General features: G+C 48.8%; 11 protein-coding genes. 9 read left to right on the plus strand and 2 right to left on the minus strand.

The features are described 5' to 3' along the window. From PGX44_RS07285 to PGX44_RS07325, 9 genes are all read left to right on the plus strand, one after another. On the plus strand, positions 1-275 hold a 275-nt coding region (locus PGX44_RS07285; protein WP_498854841.1), incomplete at its 5' end, for a hypothetical protein. An 81-nt stretch (positions 276-356) separates the two neighbouring features. Beyond that, a complete protein-coding gene (locus tag PGX44_RS07290; RefSeq protein ID WP_498854842.1) occupies positions 357-1,553 on the plus strand; it encodes a trans-sulfuration enzyme family protein in 1,197 nt (398 codons plus the stop codon). A 235-nt stretch (positions 1,554-1,788) separates the two neighbouring features. Then, a complete protein-coding gene (locus tag PGX44_RS07295) occupies positions 1,789-3,102 on the plus strand; it encodes an MFS transporter (protein WP_498854843.1) in 1,314 nt (437 codons plus the stop codon). A 177-nt stretch (positions 3,103-3,279) separates the two neighbouring features. Next, on the plus strand, positions 3,280-4,458 hold the full coding sequence (locus tag PGX44_RS07300; protein WP_498854844.1) for a M20 family metallopeptidase: 1,179 nt from the start codon (positions 3,280-3,282) through the stop codon (positions 4,456-4,458). Between the two features lie 350 nt (positions 4,459-4,808). Next, a complete protein-coding gene (locus PGX44_RS07305; RefSeq protein ID WP_498854845.1) occupies positions 4,809-6,233 on the plus strand; it encodes an ArnT family glycosyltransferase in 1,425 nt (474 codons plus the stop codon). A 220-nt stretch (positions 6,234-6,453) separates the two neighbouring features. Beyond that, entirely contained in the window at positions 6,454-7,944 is a 1,491-nt protein-coding gene (locus tag PGX44_RS07310; RefSeq protein WP_498854846.1) for an ArnT family glycosyltransferase, read from the plus strand. A gap of 155 nt (positions 7,945-8,099) precedes the next feature. Next, positions 8,100-10,619 (plus strand): 3'-5' exonuclease, encoded by a 2,520-nt coding sequence (locus PGX44_RS07315; RefSeq protein ID WP_498854847.1) that lies wholly within the window; start codon positions 8,100-8,102, stop codon positions 10,617-10,619. 432 nt (positions 10,620-11,051) lie between these two features. Beyond that, a complete protein-coding gene (locus tag PGX44_RS07320; protein ID WP_498854848.1) occupies positions 11,052-12,617 on the plus strand; it encodes a tetratricopeptide repeat protein in 1,566 nt (521 codons plus the stop codon). Positions 12,618-12,741: 124 nt separating this feature from the next. Then, a complete protein-coding gene (locus PGX44_RS07325) occupies positions 12,742-13,182 on the plus strand; it encodes an Rrf2 family transcriptional regulator (protein ID WP_498854849.1) in 441 nt (146 codons plus the stop codon). A gap of 45 nt (positions 13,183-13,227) precedes the next feature. Here the strand turns inward: PGX44_RS07325 and PGX44_RS07330 are convergent, their stop codons facing one another. Both PGX44_RS07330 and cshA read right to left on the minus strand, forming a co-directional pair. Then, positions 13,228-14,184: a lactate/malate family dehydrogenase gene (locus tag PGX44_RS07330; protein ID WP_498854850.1), complete on the minus strand. Its 957-nt coding sequence runs from the start codon at positions 14,182-14,184 to the stop codon at positions 13,228-13,230. Positions 14,185-14,434: 250 nt separating this feature from the next. Further along, entirely contained in the window at positions 14,435-15,997 is a 1,563-nt protein-coding gene (gene cshA, locus PGX44_RS07335; protein WP_498854851.1) for a degradosome RNA helicase CshA, read from the minus strand. Between the last annotated feature and the right edge of the window lie 37 nt (positions 15,998-16,034).

The raw sequence follows: 16,034 nt of genomic DNA on the forward strand, positions 1-16,034 counted from the left end.
AAGTGCGTAAGTTAGTAAATTGGTTACCGGTAACTTACACACTTCATTTTACACTCCCCGCAAAAGGGCTTGCAGAGTTGGGACTGCAGGCCTTTTCGTGTTGCATAGGAGCCGTGTGTGGTACGGAACATGCTGCTCATACTGTCATGCAGCAACATGTTGGCTGCTTACTTTTCCTTTATCGCCCTGCGGACAGTTATCTTACGCAAGTGATACTTAGGAAAAACCTATTACTTTATTGTGAAAAACTATTATTCTTCTGGTTTATTATATAGTATTATATTTGTAAGCACAATTTTTTTATTGTTTTTTTGAAACAGGTAATAGGTTTTTATTGTAAGAGGGGGAGTTTACATATGAGTACTTCAGATTTAACGACTCGCATTTGTCATGCTGGCGGCCATGAACTGGCTAAGAAGATCCAGTCTTCTGTTTCCGTGCCGAAGGTTATTCCTATTTTTACGTCGAGCGTCTTTAGTTTTGATGATGTACCAACGCTGGATAGTGTCTATGACGGCAGTGCGGATGGCTATGTGTATAGCCGTATGGCCAATCCGAGCTTGGACGCAGTGGAAGAGGTGTTGAGTGCTGCTGAGGGGACCGATGGGGCTATTGTCTTTTCGTCGGGCATGACGGCGATTACCATGGCTATCATGTCAAATGTCAGCTCTGGTGACCATATCATTTCTTCGCCTGTCCTCTACGGCGGTGTATATGATTATTTCGCTAATGAATTACCGCGCTGGGGTGTTACGGTCGATTTTGTCGATTTCGATAAGGAAGATATTGAAGCCTATATTAAGCCGAATACGAAAGTCATTTATACGGAAACGATTACCAATCCATCTATGGACGTGATTGATATTGCCAAGACGGCAGAAATTGCTCATAAACATGGTTGCAAGCTGATTATCGACAATACCTTTGCTACGCCGGTGGTTTGCAAACCGTGTGAACTCGGTGCTGATATTGTCGTCTATAGTGCGACGAAGTTCCTCGGTGGCCACAGTGATATTACAGCCGGTGTCATTGCATCGGATGCAGAAAATATCAAGGCCATGCAGCGTTATGCAACCTTGTATGGCGGCCTCTTGAGTCCCTTTGATTCGTTCCTCTTGACGCGCAGCCTGCGGACGCTGGAATTGCGCGTTCGCCAGCACAGTGAAAATGCACAAAAGGTAGCTGAATATTTGGAAAATCATCCGAAGATTGAAAAGGTGTACTATGCAGGCTTGGCCAGTGCACCGCATCATGACCTGGCCGTCAAACAGTTCACTGATGGCATGTGCGGCGGTATGCTCAGTGCCGATATCAAAGGCGGCGCAGCCGCAGCGGAAGCTTTCATTGCTGCGTGCCAGTACATTAAATTTGTTCCCAGCCTGGCCAGCTTCGAAACGACCTTGTCCTATCCGGTCAAGACGAGCCATCGTGCCTATCCGCCGGAAGCCCTCAAGAAAGAAGGCATCTCAGCCGGCATGATCCGCTTCTCCATTGGCCTGGAAAAAGCCGACGACATCATTGCCGATTTGGAACAGGCTTTAGCTAAAATCTAAGACCGGGAACTCGTTCTCTTAGTACTACAATTGTTGAAAAATCCCTTTCTTTGCACGCGTACTCCTGTCCGCGAAGCAGAGAAGGGGATTTTTGTATTATGCGAATCTTGCATGGAAAAGCCATTTTATTTACAGAATCTTGACACAAACTTTACAATTCTATATGATACGTGTAGAAAACGTATATTATATGATAATAAAAATTACTTATACTTAACGAAAGAGAGGTCATTCTATGGATCAAAAGCAAGAAGCAGCCTTGCAAGCGAAATTCAACAAATTTAAGTACGAATCGCTTTTGGGCGTCTTTATCGGTTATGCAGCGTACTATATCGTTCGCAACAACTTCATTTTTTCTACGCCCTACTTGAAGCAGGAACTCAATTTGAGCGCTACGGAAATCGGCCTGCTTACGAGCTGCATGCTCATTACGTACGGGTTGTCCAAAGGCTTTATGAGCATGCTGGCTGATAAGGCCAATCCCCGCTACTTCATGGCTACAGGCCTTTTCCTGTGCGTCCTCGTCAACATTGCTATGGGTTTTAGCACGAGCTTTTATCTCTTCACGGGACTTGTCGTGCTCTTAGGCTTGTGCCAGGGCATGGGCGTCGGGCCGTCTATCATCACGGTTGGCCATTGGTTTCCCCGTTCCCAGCGCGCCCGGGCCAGCACGATTTGGAACGTATCTCACAATCTCGGCGGCGGCCTCGTTTCACCGCTCGTTGGCGGAGCTATGGCCTATGTCGGCACAGAACATTGGCGTACAGCAGCGTATCTTGTGCCGGCCGGTGTGGCAGTTATTGTCATTGTCTTCGTCCTGTATCTGGTCAAACGCCGTCCTGTTGAAGAAGGGCTGCCGCCAGTAGAAGAGATGTATCACGAAGAATCAGTCACGACAAAGGTGCTGGAACACACGGCAGAAGCGCCGAAGGACATGTCGCCATTTAAGATTTTCTGGGAATACGTTTTCAAGAACAAAAACTCGTGGTATCTCGTCTTTGTTGATATTTTTACATACATGGTCCGGTTCGGCATGATTACGTGGATTCCCTTGTACCTCTTGACAGAAAAGGGCCTGACTCGTGGGGAAATGGGATTTTCCTTCATGCTTTTTGAATGGGCGGCTATTCCTTCGACAATTCTGGCCGGGATTATCGTCGATAAGTACTTCAAAGGCCGTGTCATGCTCCTGCCTATGTCGTGTTTGGTCGTCGTCCTCTTGTGCGTCTTCGGTTACATGACGTCTAATTCTGTCGTGGCCATTACGCTTTTTGCGACCATTACAGGCTGCCTCATCTACATTCCCCAGTCCATGGTTGCCGTACAGGCTATGGAAGTTATTCCCAGTTTTGCCCTCGGTTCGGCTGTAGGCCTGCGCGGTTTTATGAGCTACCTTGTAGGCAGCTCTTTGGGAACGACGCTCTTTGGCTTTGTCGTCGACCATTGGGGCTGGAACTCCGGCTTCTATACAATCATGGCAGGCGTCGTTATTTGTTTCCTGTCGTGCTATCTGTCGTATCGTGGTGCTAAAGAAATTTACGGCAAATAAAGAAGGCTTTCCTATAATATACGTAGTATAAAAATAAAGGAAATTCCCGTATCCATAGAACGTGCAATTGCGATGGAAACTAAATAGGGAATTTCCTTTTTCTTTTCATATTTGTCCAATGGTAGTACAATAGGAAGCGACACGCGTAGCCCGCGTGGGAAGTAAGGGGGAATCATTATGCATACAACAGTAGTAAAAGAAGTAGAAGCCTATGTAAGAGAGCATAGGGAAGAAATCCTCGCTAAATACGAGGAACTCGTCAATTTGAAGGACTTTTGGCGTGACGCCAGAGCCGTAGACGACGTTGGGGAATGGTTGAAAAAGGAATTCACTAACGCTGGTTTTGATTGCAGCCTCGTGAGTTTTACACCGGAAGCAGGCAATGCCCTCGTCGGCACCTTAGGTGCTGACCGTCCCGGTAAGCCCATCCTATTCAGCGGCCACATGGATACGGCCTTAGCTTCGGAACTCTACGCAGAACAGCCATTCCGCATCGAAGAAGGTAAAGCCTATGGTCCTGGCGTAGTCGATATGAAGGGCGGTCTGATCATTGCTTTATACGTAGCGAAAGCATTGAATGCCGTAGGCTATGACGAACGGCCCTTGAAAATTCTCTTCGTTCCGGATGAAGAAGGGTCCCACCAATTTACAAACGTTGCCGGCTACTTGACGGAAGAAGCGGCAGGCTGTTTCTTTGCCTTCAACATGGAAACAGGCCTTATGGACAACTCCCTTACAGTCGGCCGTAAAGGTGGCATAGGCATTGACGTGGAAGTGACGGGCAAAGCGGCCCACGCTGGCCAGGCCTTTTTTGAAGGTGTCAATGCTATTGAAGAAATGGCCCATAAAATCGTAGCCTTTCAGGCTTTGACGGATGCCGGAAAGGGCACTACCGTTAATACAGGCGTCATTAAAGGTGGCACGGTGCCTAACGCCGTACCTGATGTCTGCACGTGTGAGCTCGACGTCCGCTTTACGACGCTGGATGAACTGGAACGCGTACGTAAGGCTATTGAAGTCATTTGTGCCACAAGTCATGTCACAGGCGCCACGTGCTCGTATAGAGAACAACACGTGTTCCCGCCCTTTGTAACCGGTGAAAAGGAAATGAAGCTCTTCCATTTTCTGGAAAAAACGGCAGAAACCTATGGCTATGCCCGAACGCAGCCTGCCCAAGTAGGTGGCTGCTCCGACGCGGCCTTTATCCAAAAAGCAGGCATTCCCGTTCTTTGCTCGTGTGGTATCCGAGGTGACCGGCATCACACGACAGATGAATTTGCCGTCGTAGACTCCCTGTTTGAACGCATCCAATGGCTTACAGCAGCAGTCATCGATGCAGGAGAACTGGCAGAATAATACGGCCGGCCGAATTAAAGGAAAAAGAGGAACCCTTGACGTGAACCTAAAAGGCAAAATGCCTTTATAGTATATGATGAAATCAGAAAAACACACATTTTCGGTGACTGCTTGTAAATCGTGCAACGGAGGAAACTCATACTTGCTTACCTTTGCGGCCCGGGAATGTGTGTTTTTTATTTGCAGGAGGTACTTCTAATTTACAGGTCTTTTGTTAGTTGACTTTTCTCTGCTTTTCTCGTACAATCGGTGAGTATATTTTACTTGTAGACTGTGAGAAAGAAGAGGTTTGTATGCGTATAGTTACATTTGTGAGACAGCATCCGTATTGGTTTTTGACGGTATGTGCTATGGTTCTGTTTTTGATGGCAAATCAGCTCCTGGCCATTACGGATACGTCTGAGTCGAACTATGCTTTGACGGCAAAGGAGATGGTCCTGTCTGGGAATTGGGTTTCGCCACAGATTTATGGTCATTTCTGGTACGATAAACCTGTTTTTTATTATTGGGAATTAGCAGCGTCTTTTGCTGTCTTTGGCTTTAATGAGTTTGCTGCCCGTTTTCCTTCCGCTGTCATGGGGACACTGAGCGTGTTGCTCACGTATTGGTTTGCCCGGCGGGTCTATGACCGGCATATCGGTATGGCGGCGGCTGTGATCTATATGACCTCATTTGAAGGCTGGTTCTTGTCTAAGGCGGTCATTACGGATGGTACCTTGTTTTTATTCCAAAGTGCGGTCGTAGCCTTTTTCTATTTAGGTTATACAGAAAACCGGCGCTGGTACTGGTTCTGCTATGTCTTTGCTGCTTTAGCCGTCCTTACGAAAGGACCTGTCGGTCTTGCCTTGCCCGGTCTGGCAGCTCTCCTATTTCTGGCACTAAAACGGGACTGGAAAGAGCTTTTCCATGTTCATTTGCTGGCGGGACTGGGGCTCTTCCTGCTGTTGGCCGGTTCCTGGTATGGCACTATGTATGTACTGCACGGTCGTGATTTCCTGCTTAATTTCTTTGGCGTCCACAATTTTCTGCGGGCCACTGTGTCAGAGCATCCGGCTCAAAATGTGTGGTATTATTATATCCTCATTTTCTTCGTAGGCTTTGCGCCGTGGAGTTTTACTTGGCCCTATGCCCTGTGGAAGTATCGGCAGAGCCGTACGTGGTCTGTAACGAAGGGCGATAGCTGTGTCCTTTTCCTGGCTGTATATGGGACTGTGGTCTTTCTGTTTTTCTCTCTAGTAGCGACGAAATATACGACCTATACGTATCCCATGGTTTTTTCCTTGTCCATCTTGACGGCTCTTATGTACCGCCATTGGCATATATCGTTTACGAGGGCGGCCGGAGTAGTGTATTCACTCTTGGATCTCTTTGTTGTGCCTCCTATTATGCTGCAACATTCAGGCAAGGAAATTGCCCGGGAGCTGGAGCACCTTCCTACGGACCGGGCTATTATTTGCTACTACGATGACTATCGGACTAGTGCCGTATTTTATAGTGGCAAGACTATTTATATGGCCGTGCCCAAGGATGAGCTGGCCAGTATGGAACCGGGGCAGCTGAACTGGAATGCTAAAAACGTCATGCCGATGATTGCTATTGAAGACGCACTGTCGCAAATGGATCATATCGTCATTGTTGATGATAAGCGGGATAATACGGCAGTGACGGATTACTACGCGGCCCATGCCCTTGTTCCAGATGATGTGTCTTTGCCGGACGATATAGATATTTACTCCGTTGTTATTCCTGCCGATGGGGGACAGAGTACTATATAGAAAAAATTACTTTCGTATTATGGCTTATTTTGCTCTGTTGCCTTTTTGGTGGCAGGGCATTTTTGTGTTGCCACGAGGTATGATGTGAAAGTGAAGTCAAGGTATATGGATTGTTCAAATTTTTGTAATCTTTCTTTATCTTTTCTTTAGGAGACCTTACATTTCCAGTAAAAACCGACTGCTATACTAAGCGTAACAACTTGGAAGGAAGGTATCCCTCATGCAAGCTTTGGAGTATTTGAAACGGCATCCCTATGTGTTGCTCACCGTATGCGCTTTGACGTTGTTCCTGGTGGCCAATAATTTTCTGGCCATTACCGATTCAGCTGAGTCGAATTATGCCTTGACGGCAAAAGAAATGGTTTTGTCGGGGAATTGGGTTTCGCCGCAGATTTATGGTCATTATTGGTATGATAAGCCTATTTTTTATTACTGGGAATTGGCGGCGTCTTTTGCAGTCTTTGGCTTCAACGAGTTTGCTGCCCGTTTGCCGGCGGCCCTTACAGGGACGGTAACGGTACTCTTTACGTATTGGTTTACAGCGCGCGTCTATGACAGGAAAATCGCTATGGCTGCAGCCGTCATTTACATGACCAGTGTCGAAGGCTGGGTTATGTCTAAGGCCGTCATTACGGATGCGACGCTGTTTCTGTTTCAAAGTACAGTTGTAGCCTTCTTTTACTTGGGGTATACGGAAAACCGGCGCTGGTACTGGCTCTGCTATGTCTTTGCTGCTTTGGCAGTACTCACGAAGGGGCCTGTCGGCCTTGCCTTGCCAGGATTGGCTGCTCTCCTCTTCCTGGCAGTGAAGCGGGACTGGAAAGAACTGGTTCACGTCCATCTCCTGGGCGGTATGGTCTTGTTCCTTGTTCTCGCCGGTTCCTGGTATGCGGCTATGTATGAGCTGCACGGTAATGACTTCCTGCTTAATTTCTTTGGCGTTCATAATTTCCTTCGCGCCACAGTACCGGAACATCCGGCACAGGATGTATGGTATTTCTACATTGCTATGTTCTTTGCCGGCTTTGCGCCGTGGAGCTTTACGTGGCCTTACGCTCTGTGGAAGTACAAGAAGAGCCATACGTGGCCTGTAACACGGCAGGATACGTGCGCTGTTCTCCTTACTATATATGCGGCAGTGGTCTTTGTCTTTTTCAATATCGTAGCGACGAAATATACGACTTATACCTATCCCATGGTCTTTTCCCTGTCCATCTTGACAGCTCTCATGTTCCGCGACTGGCACATAGGATGGAGAAAAATTGCCTGGCCTGCAGGTATGGCCTATATGCTCATTGCTGTCATAATAGCACCGCCGTTGATGCTACAGCATTCAGGCAAGGAAATCGGCCTGGAGCTAAAGCAGATGGACACGGACAATGCCATCATTTGTTATTACAAGGATTATAGTACAGGTGCCGTCTTTTATAGCGGCAAGACAATCTACCGGGGTGAGCCAGCCGATAAAATTGCCGGCATGGAACCAGGGAAGATCAGCTGGAATGCTAAAAACGTCATGCCTTTTATGGCCATCGAAGACGTACTGCCTCAAAAAAATAATATCGTCATTGTCAATGAAAAACGAAATAATGAAGCTGTAACAAATTACTACGCAGCCCATACACTGTACCTGAATAAGCTTTCCCTGCCAGGGAACATCGATATCTTCTCCGTTGTGGCACGGAATGATGACGGTGGCGAGCATATGTAGGTCTGATTTTCTAAAAGCTCATCTTAAGTCCTTATGGCTGAGATGGGCTTTTAGCATGGGAACGGGAGTATGGTACCGCTGTTTTTGGCATTGAGCGTGTCTGTAGTATAATATTGGTAACCATAAGAAATATATCATAGATAGGATGTGAAACCATGGAGCTTAATGCAGCGCAGCGTGACGTCGTATACGATGTGACGGATCCTATACTGTTGCGGGCACCGGCCGGGACGGGCAAAACGAGTGTCCTGGCGCAGCGGGTGGCCCATATTTTGGCGGCCGGCCTGGCAACCGGACCGGAGGTCTTGTGCCTGACCTTTACGAACCGTGCTTGTAAGGAGCTAAAAACGCGGATTTTCTCAGAGGCTAAAGAGGACGGCTTGTCTGTGGAGGTACGGACGATTCACAGCTTTTGTTACAATCTGGTGCGGGAAGAAGCCAAGGCGAGTGAAAGCGTGTACAGTGATTTCCTGATCTTGGATGACGAAGACTGCCAGCAGATCGTGAAGGATTTGGCCCGAGACATGGGAGCACCTTTGCGCGTGCGGGCCTTACAGTCTTTTTTGGAAAACGAGAAGAAACACCGTATATTGCCTGACCTGGTTTTACCCAAAGCGTCTGACGAGGCTGTGCAAATCTGGCTGGAGGAACACGGTAAGGCCTTTGCCCAGGCATATGAGCGGCGCCTGGCGGCTAATCATGGTGCCGATTATTCAGACCTCATTACGATTGCTTACGAGCTGTTACAAGATGAAGCTTGTTGTCAGCGCTGGCGCGAGCGATATAAATATATAGCAGTCGACGAAGTACAGGATACGAGCGAAATTGAGTATACTCTTTTAGAGCGCTTATTTCCCGGCCGGGTAGTGCTGCTCTGCGGTGACTGGTATCAGACGATTTACGAATGGCGCGGTTCGTCGCCTGATTACATCCTCAAGCGGTTCCGGGCCGGGTATGGGCCACGGGAAATTACCTTTACGACGAATTACAGGGCTACACCGCTTTTGCTGCAGGCCAGTGAAGCCTATTTAGAGACCTTTTTTAAGGACGTCAGCCATATCCACAGCGAGGCTGATCAAGCTGATCCGGGTGAACCCATCTATCGGCATGAGGCGTCTACATTTATGGATGAAGGGCGCTGGATTTTTGCTGAAATCGGCAAGCTCCCCAAGGATACGTGGCAGCGCATTTGTATCCTCGTGCGCGCTAATAAGGATGCCAAAATGATCTGGAACTGCGTGCGTGCGCACAATGAAAATGTACCGCCTGCAGGGCGGCTGCCTTTTACGACGGTAGACCAGTTCCAGCTTTTTAAGAGGCAGGAAAGCAAGGATGTCGTTGCCTATTTGCGCCTCTGCCTTAACCGGCACGATAGCCTGAGCGTACACCGCATTGCTAATCGCTTTGTTCGCACTGTAGGTGAGCAGTCCCTAAAGACGATAGAAAGTAAGGAATACCGGCAACTGGGTCTGACACTGGCCGATTTTGCCGACAGTCAAAGCCTGCGCTATGGCGATCCTTACGGCCTTTTGCAGGAAGCCTTGCAGGCCGGGCGGATTGTCGTCTTTGACGTAGAAAGCACGGGCACCGATACGACGACAGATGATATCATCCAGATTGCAGCTATCCGCCTCAATGAGAGCGGCTATGTGCAGGAAAAATTCATGACCTATGTAAAGCCGACAAAAAGCGTTGGCCTTTCCTATTACGTTCATCACATAAGCGACGAACAGCTGCAGCGTGAAGGAAAGGAGCCGCGCGAAGCCATAGAGAAATTTATGGAATTTGCTAAGGATGCCGTCATCGTCGGCCACAATGTTACATATGACCTGTCTATTCTCTATAGTGAACGGCAACGCCTTCATATAGGCGGACCAGTCACGTGGCCTTACTATGACACTCTCGATATATATCGCCGCTTTGAGCCCAATTTGGTCAATCACAAACTCGCTACGATCAGTGAGTTTATTGGTACGAAGGACCAGCCCAGTCACGATGCCTTCGATGATATCATGGCTACAGCAGCGATTTTGCGCTATGCCCTGAGCCAGTATATTGCGCCCCAAACCGAGGCGCGGCGTCAGGCCATGGCGCGGTATGCGCCAGCATTTACGGACTTTGCCACTTTTATAGAACGTCTCCGCTGTCTGTCCTATACGGCACGGCCTCAGGACCTGGTGGCGACGGTCATGAATGATGGCGGCGTTAAGGCGTACTACGAACAGCATAAGCCTTTCGATAACGCAGCGGCTGAATATCCTATGGATCGTGTAGAAACCATACGCCGTCTCTATCGGATTGCTGCTGAAGGGGATGATGCGGCACAGAACAGCCGTGACGCCTTGACGGAATTTCTCAAGGTTACGTCCCTGTCGAATAGCGAACTCGATACAATGCTCGCAAAAAAGGTACAGATCCCCATCCTGACGATTCATCAGGCTAAGGGCCTGGAGTATGACTATGTCTTCTTAGCGTGTCTTGAGAATGAACATTTTCCTACGTACCAGGCCGTGCGTCGCGGCGACTTGTCGGAAGAAGAACGTCTCTTTTACGTGGCCATGACGCGGGCGAAGAAGCGCCTTTATCTGAGCTGGCACACAGGCGAAGGCGACCATGCCCTGGCCGTAAGCCCCTTTGTGAAAGCCATTCCAGATGAACTTTGCCAGGACGTATGAGTGGTAATAGAAGAACAGCCCTTACGGTATAATGCCGTAGGGGCTGTTTATCCGTTATGGAGTGTTATGCTAAAATAACATAGCGATTTATGACGAAAAAGTAAAATATGTTGTATTTTCCCTGACGAAAACAAAATGTTTACTCATAATAGAAGGAGAAGACGGAGATATCAGTTGTAACTATGGCTGATGCGGCCCCTTAGAAAGGAAGCGCAGAATCATCTCGACGCAGGGCCAGTCTGCTGGGAAGAGCAGATTTTTCTCCGTGACGAACGGCTTATTTTATCTTGCAACGGGCGTATCAGAGACGGACGAGGATAGGCATACAGGCAGGATAAGGGATACATACGAGAAAAAAAATTAGTTTTAGAGCGTGTGATGCTGCTTCGTATATGAAATAATAACAAATCATTATGGAGGGGAGGGAGTTGTATGTATCGTACTGAAGGTTTGAAATATACATCGCATATTAGCAGTACTCTGCAGGAATGTGAACTCCATACGGTCATCGATCAGGCGACACAGGGCGATATTCATGCTATGGTGCAATTAGGGAAATATTATCTTACCCGTGGTGATCATTACGATGAAAAGAGCGGGAAAAAGTGGCTCCTCGCAGCTAGTGACGCTGGCAATTCGGATGCCATGCTCCTCCTGGGCGAAGATTCGTATATGGATGAAAAGTATCGCCTAGCCCGGCGCTGGTACAAGGCCGCGGCTGACCTCGGCAATAGTGAAGCCATGCGCCGTATGGGTGATCTTTATTTTCAAGGTGAAGGAATACGGGAAAATATTAAAATTGCTCACATGTGGTATCGCAAATCGGCGCAGGCCGGAAACGGTACGGCAGCCTTCCAGCTGGCTATGAATTACCGCATTGGTGAAGTTGTACCTTGTAACTACAGCGAAGCCTTGACGTATTTTATTCAGGCAGCTCATTTAGGCGTAGACGCAGCGTGCACGGAAATCGGCAATCTCTATAGCCAGGGCGGGCCTGGGGTGGATCAGAACCTGCAGCAGGCCATACGCTGGTATAAGCAGGGCATCAATGCCGGTGATGAATGGGCCATGCTGTTTTTGGGTGAGCTCTATGAATACGGCATGGATCCGCCGCACTACGACGATGCCTTTACGTGGTATAGTGATGCCAGTTCTCACGGCAATGACGATGCCATGATCCATTTGTGCGATCTCTATCGCTATGGCCGGGGACAGCAGCGGAGTCTCAATAAATTCTTGCATTGGGCCGTTAAAGCGGCTACTACGGGGAATGAACGGGGACGCATGTTCCTGTATGACCCGTTCTTTTATTATAATGAACCGGATCTCATGCCTTATCGCCGGCCTGCGGCAGTGGCGAAGCTGAAGGCAAACGGTTCGGCCCGGGATAATTATCTCCTGGCTAAGCTCTGCGCGTCCGATATTAATACGCAAGGGGCGACAGATGAAAAGGATGCCTTTGTTTACATGCGTAAGGCTGCCGAGCAGGGCGAACGGAATGCTCTCTATGAAGCAGGTCTCATGTATGATCTGGGCATTTATACGAATAAAGATGTCACCCAGGCTGTGTCCATGTATCAACGTGCGTCCGAAGCCGGTCATTTATCAGCGATGGAACGGTTAGCCGTGCATTACCTAAGCGGCAGCGGCGTCGAAAAGGGACTGCATTGGATACGCCAGGCTGCAGCGGGCGGTCATCCTTCGGCCTGTCTGACCTTGGGCTATCTCTATATGGAAGGTTCATTTGCCGGGATGACTGTGCCCCTGGACGATGTACAATCGTACAAGTGGATGCAGCGCGCCGCCAACCATGGCAATGCGGAAGCTATGTTCCAGTTAAGCTCCATGTATTTCTTAGGTGACGGCGTGCACCAGAACCAGGAACTGGGCCAGCACTGGATGCAAATATCGGCAGACCTGGGGTATAAGAATGCCATTCAGTTTTTGGCCGTCATGAAAGAAGAAGCGGCTGATTCTCCAGGGAAACATTTAAGCTAAAAGAATAAACACTCTTATGCTCGTTTATAGCGGTCATAAGAGTGTCTTTTTTTTGCCGATTTGGCGTTTTCTTGGTATAATAATAGTGGTTTATTTGTTAAGAAAGAAAACGAGGTACGATTTTATGCAAATATCAACTAAATTTTCTATAGCTATCCATATTTTGACGGCGACGGCCTATTTTTCCCAGGACTATAAAGTAACGAGTGATTTTCTCGCTGGGAGCGTAGGCTGTAATCCCGTCATTATCCGTAATCTTGTGGGTCAACTAAAAGGCGCCGGGCTTTTGGAGACACGGCGTGGTCCTGGTGGTATTACGCTGGCTAAGCCCTTAAGTGAGATTACGTTTTTGCAGGTTTATGACGCTGTGGAAAAGACCAGTCATGAAGACTTGTTCCGCTTCCATAGCCACCCCAATCCACAGTGTCCTGTAGGACGTCATATTCATGAAAGCCTGACTATCGAGCTCGATGCAATCCAGCAAGCTTTTGAGGCCGAGCTGGCCCGTCATACTGTGGCGGACGTGTATACGGAAACAGTAGAAGATATTCGTAAAGAAGGATAAAAGAAATGCCACCTGGCTAAGGCCGGGTGGCATTTTTTATGGTGCTTATTTTTCAGCCAAAATAGCGTTGGCTTTTTCAATATTCGAGCGTACTTTTGCGATGCACGTTTTGAAGGTTGCTTTTTCGTCTTCGCTCAATTCGTAGTCCAGAACTTTTTCTACGCCGTTGGCGCCGATAATGGCCGGTACGCCAATGTAAATGTCGTGTTCACCATACTGGCCGTCGAGTTCGACAGAGCAGGAGATAATACGTTTTTCGTCGTGGAGAATCGTACGGACCAAGGTTGCTGCAGCCGATGCGATACCGTATTCTGTGCAGCCTTTGCCGGAAAGGGTGAGCCAGCCGCCTTGGATAGCTTTTTCCTGAATAGCAGCGCGGTCGAGCTTAACGCCGAGCTGGGATTCGATCTGGTCGAGAGTCTGGCCGTAGAAATTAACCTGGGACCAGGGCGCAAACTGGGAGTTGCCGTGTTCGCCCATCATGAAGGCAAAGAAGCCACGGCTGTCGAGGTTGGTAGCATCGCAGATGGCATGTACCAGTCGGGACGAGTCGAGCATTGTGCCAGTGCCGAGAACGTGGTTCTTGGGCAGACCCGTTAATTTCTGAATGAGGCGCGTAATGACGTCGCAGGGATTGGTAATATTGACAAAGTAGCCGTTAAAGCCGGCAGCCATGACTTTGGGCACATAATCCGATACCTGACGGACGCTGTTGGCAAGTTCGTCGTCACGGTTTAAAGACTGGCAAATACGGATATCACCTACGGCATTGACGATAATGTGGGCTTTAGCAAGGCCTGCATAATCGACGACGCGGTATGTCGTATGGTTGGGCATGAACATGAATGCATCGTTCAAGTCATTGCATTCACTGATGACTTTCTTTTCGTTGGCGTCACACAGGAGTACTTCGTCGGCGACCCCCATCATGCCGAGACAAAACGCGACATGCGCACCTACGTGACCTAAACCTGCAACCCCGATAATTCTTTTTTCTATCATTTAAAACGCCTCCCTCAAGTACTGTGCCAGTTTCTATAGACAACTGGCATAGCATATATACCTAACCTTTATGCTATGCCTTTAAATGTATCACAATGAGTTAGACCTGTAAAGGGAAAACACAAAATACGCCTGAAAAAGACAGAAATTTTTCTCTAATGGACAGAAGAACATAAAAAAAGAGCGCTTGTCCCTGCGCGGGAATAGCGCTCTGCCTTGTTCTTAGAGAAAGGCTTCTAAACCGTGTATATTAATCCTTGAAGTAAGGCTTGAATACGGAGCGGTTCGGTTCTTTATGGACCTTTTTGCGGTTTTTATCGCCGTTTTCATGACGACGGTCGCGGCTGCCTTCGTTACGCTGGCTGCGGCGGGAATCGCCTTCATGGTCTTTACGGCGCGGGCGGAATTCTCGACGGCCGCCTTCACGTCGGTCACCATTGCGATGGTCTTTGCGGCCACCTTCACGGCGACGGCTGCGGCTCACGCGGAGCGGTGCTTCTTCCGTAATCTTAACCGGAGTCGTATCCGGTTCCTTCGTCAGGAGCTTAATGGCTGCGGCGACAAGGGAGACGGAATCAAAGTTGGAGAGCAGTTCTTCAGCGTTCGATTTGTACATGGCGAAATCTGCTTCTTCCGTCGTAACAATGAGGTTGCGGATTGCTGCCTGCTGGGCGCCTTCGAGGGCTTCCGAAAGGGTAGGAGCTTTGCGGCGTTTGATGGAGCGCTTAATGAGGCGTTCGATTGTGCGCAGGTGTTCCATTTCGCGGGGAATGACGAAAGTCGTAGCTTCACCTGTCTGACCGGCACGGCCTGTACGGCCTACACGGTGTACGTAGCTTTCAGGATCCTGCGGCAGGTCGTAGTTGAAGACGTGGGTGACACCGCTGATGTCGAGGCCACGGGCAGCTACGTCAGTAGCGACGAGGATATCGATAGTGCGTTCGCGGAACTGGCGAATGACTGTATCACGTTTGGCCTGGGTCAGGTCGCCGTGAATGCCTTCGGCAGAATACCCGCGTTTTTTCAGGGCTTCGGAGACTTCGTCAACGCGGCGTTTTGTGCGTACGAAGATGATTGCCAGGTCTGGTTCCTGCAGATCGAGGAGGCGGCAGAGGATATCGAACTTCTGACGGTCTGGTACTTCGATGTAAGACTGTTCGATCAGTTCCATGGTTACTTCTTTAGCTTTCATGCGGATGATCTGAGGATCGTGCAGGAAGTTTTCTGCCAGTTCCTGGATCGGCTTAGGCATCGTAGCCGAGAAGAGAAGCGTCTGCCGTGTTTCCGGCGTAGCACCCATAATTAATTTAATATCATCTATAAAGCCCATATTCAGCATTTCATCTGCTTCGTCGAGGACGATAGTGGAGATGTGGCTGAGCTGGATCGTTCCGCGTTTCATATGATCAATGAGGCGGCCTGGTGTGGCCACAATGATCTGCGGGCATTTGCGCAGGCGGCGCAGCTGCCGTTCCATATCCTGGCCACCGTAAATCGGCAGGGCCTGGATCGACGTATGCTGGGCAAGGTGGTTGATTTCTTCAGCGACCTGTACTGCCAGTTCACGCGTCGGCGAGAGAATGACCGTCTGAATGTCTTTGGTTGCCGGAGCGGCCATAATTTTTTCCAATACGGGGATGCCGTATGCAGCCGTCTTGCCGGTACCGGTCTGAGCCTGGCCAATCATGTCTTTGCCGGCCAGTGCAACCGGAATAGATTCTGCCTGGATAGGGGTTGGTTCTTCAAAACCCATGTCATTCAATGCACGGATGATCTCTTCACTGATATTTAATTCTTGAAATTTTTCTAACATAGTTCCTCCTTTATGGTAACAATTCATTCTATCATCT

Origin of the sequence: Caecibacter sp. AF58-12pH5A (assembly GCF_027681725.1) — a bacterium.
GTDB classification, from domain to species: Bacteria; Bacillota; Negativicutes; order Veillonellales; family Megasphaeraceae; genus Megasphaera; species Megasphaera hominis.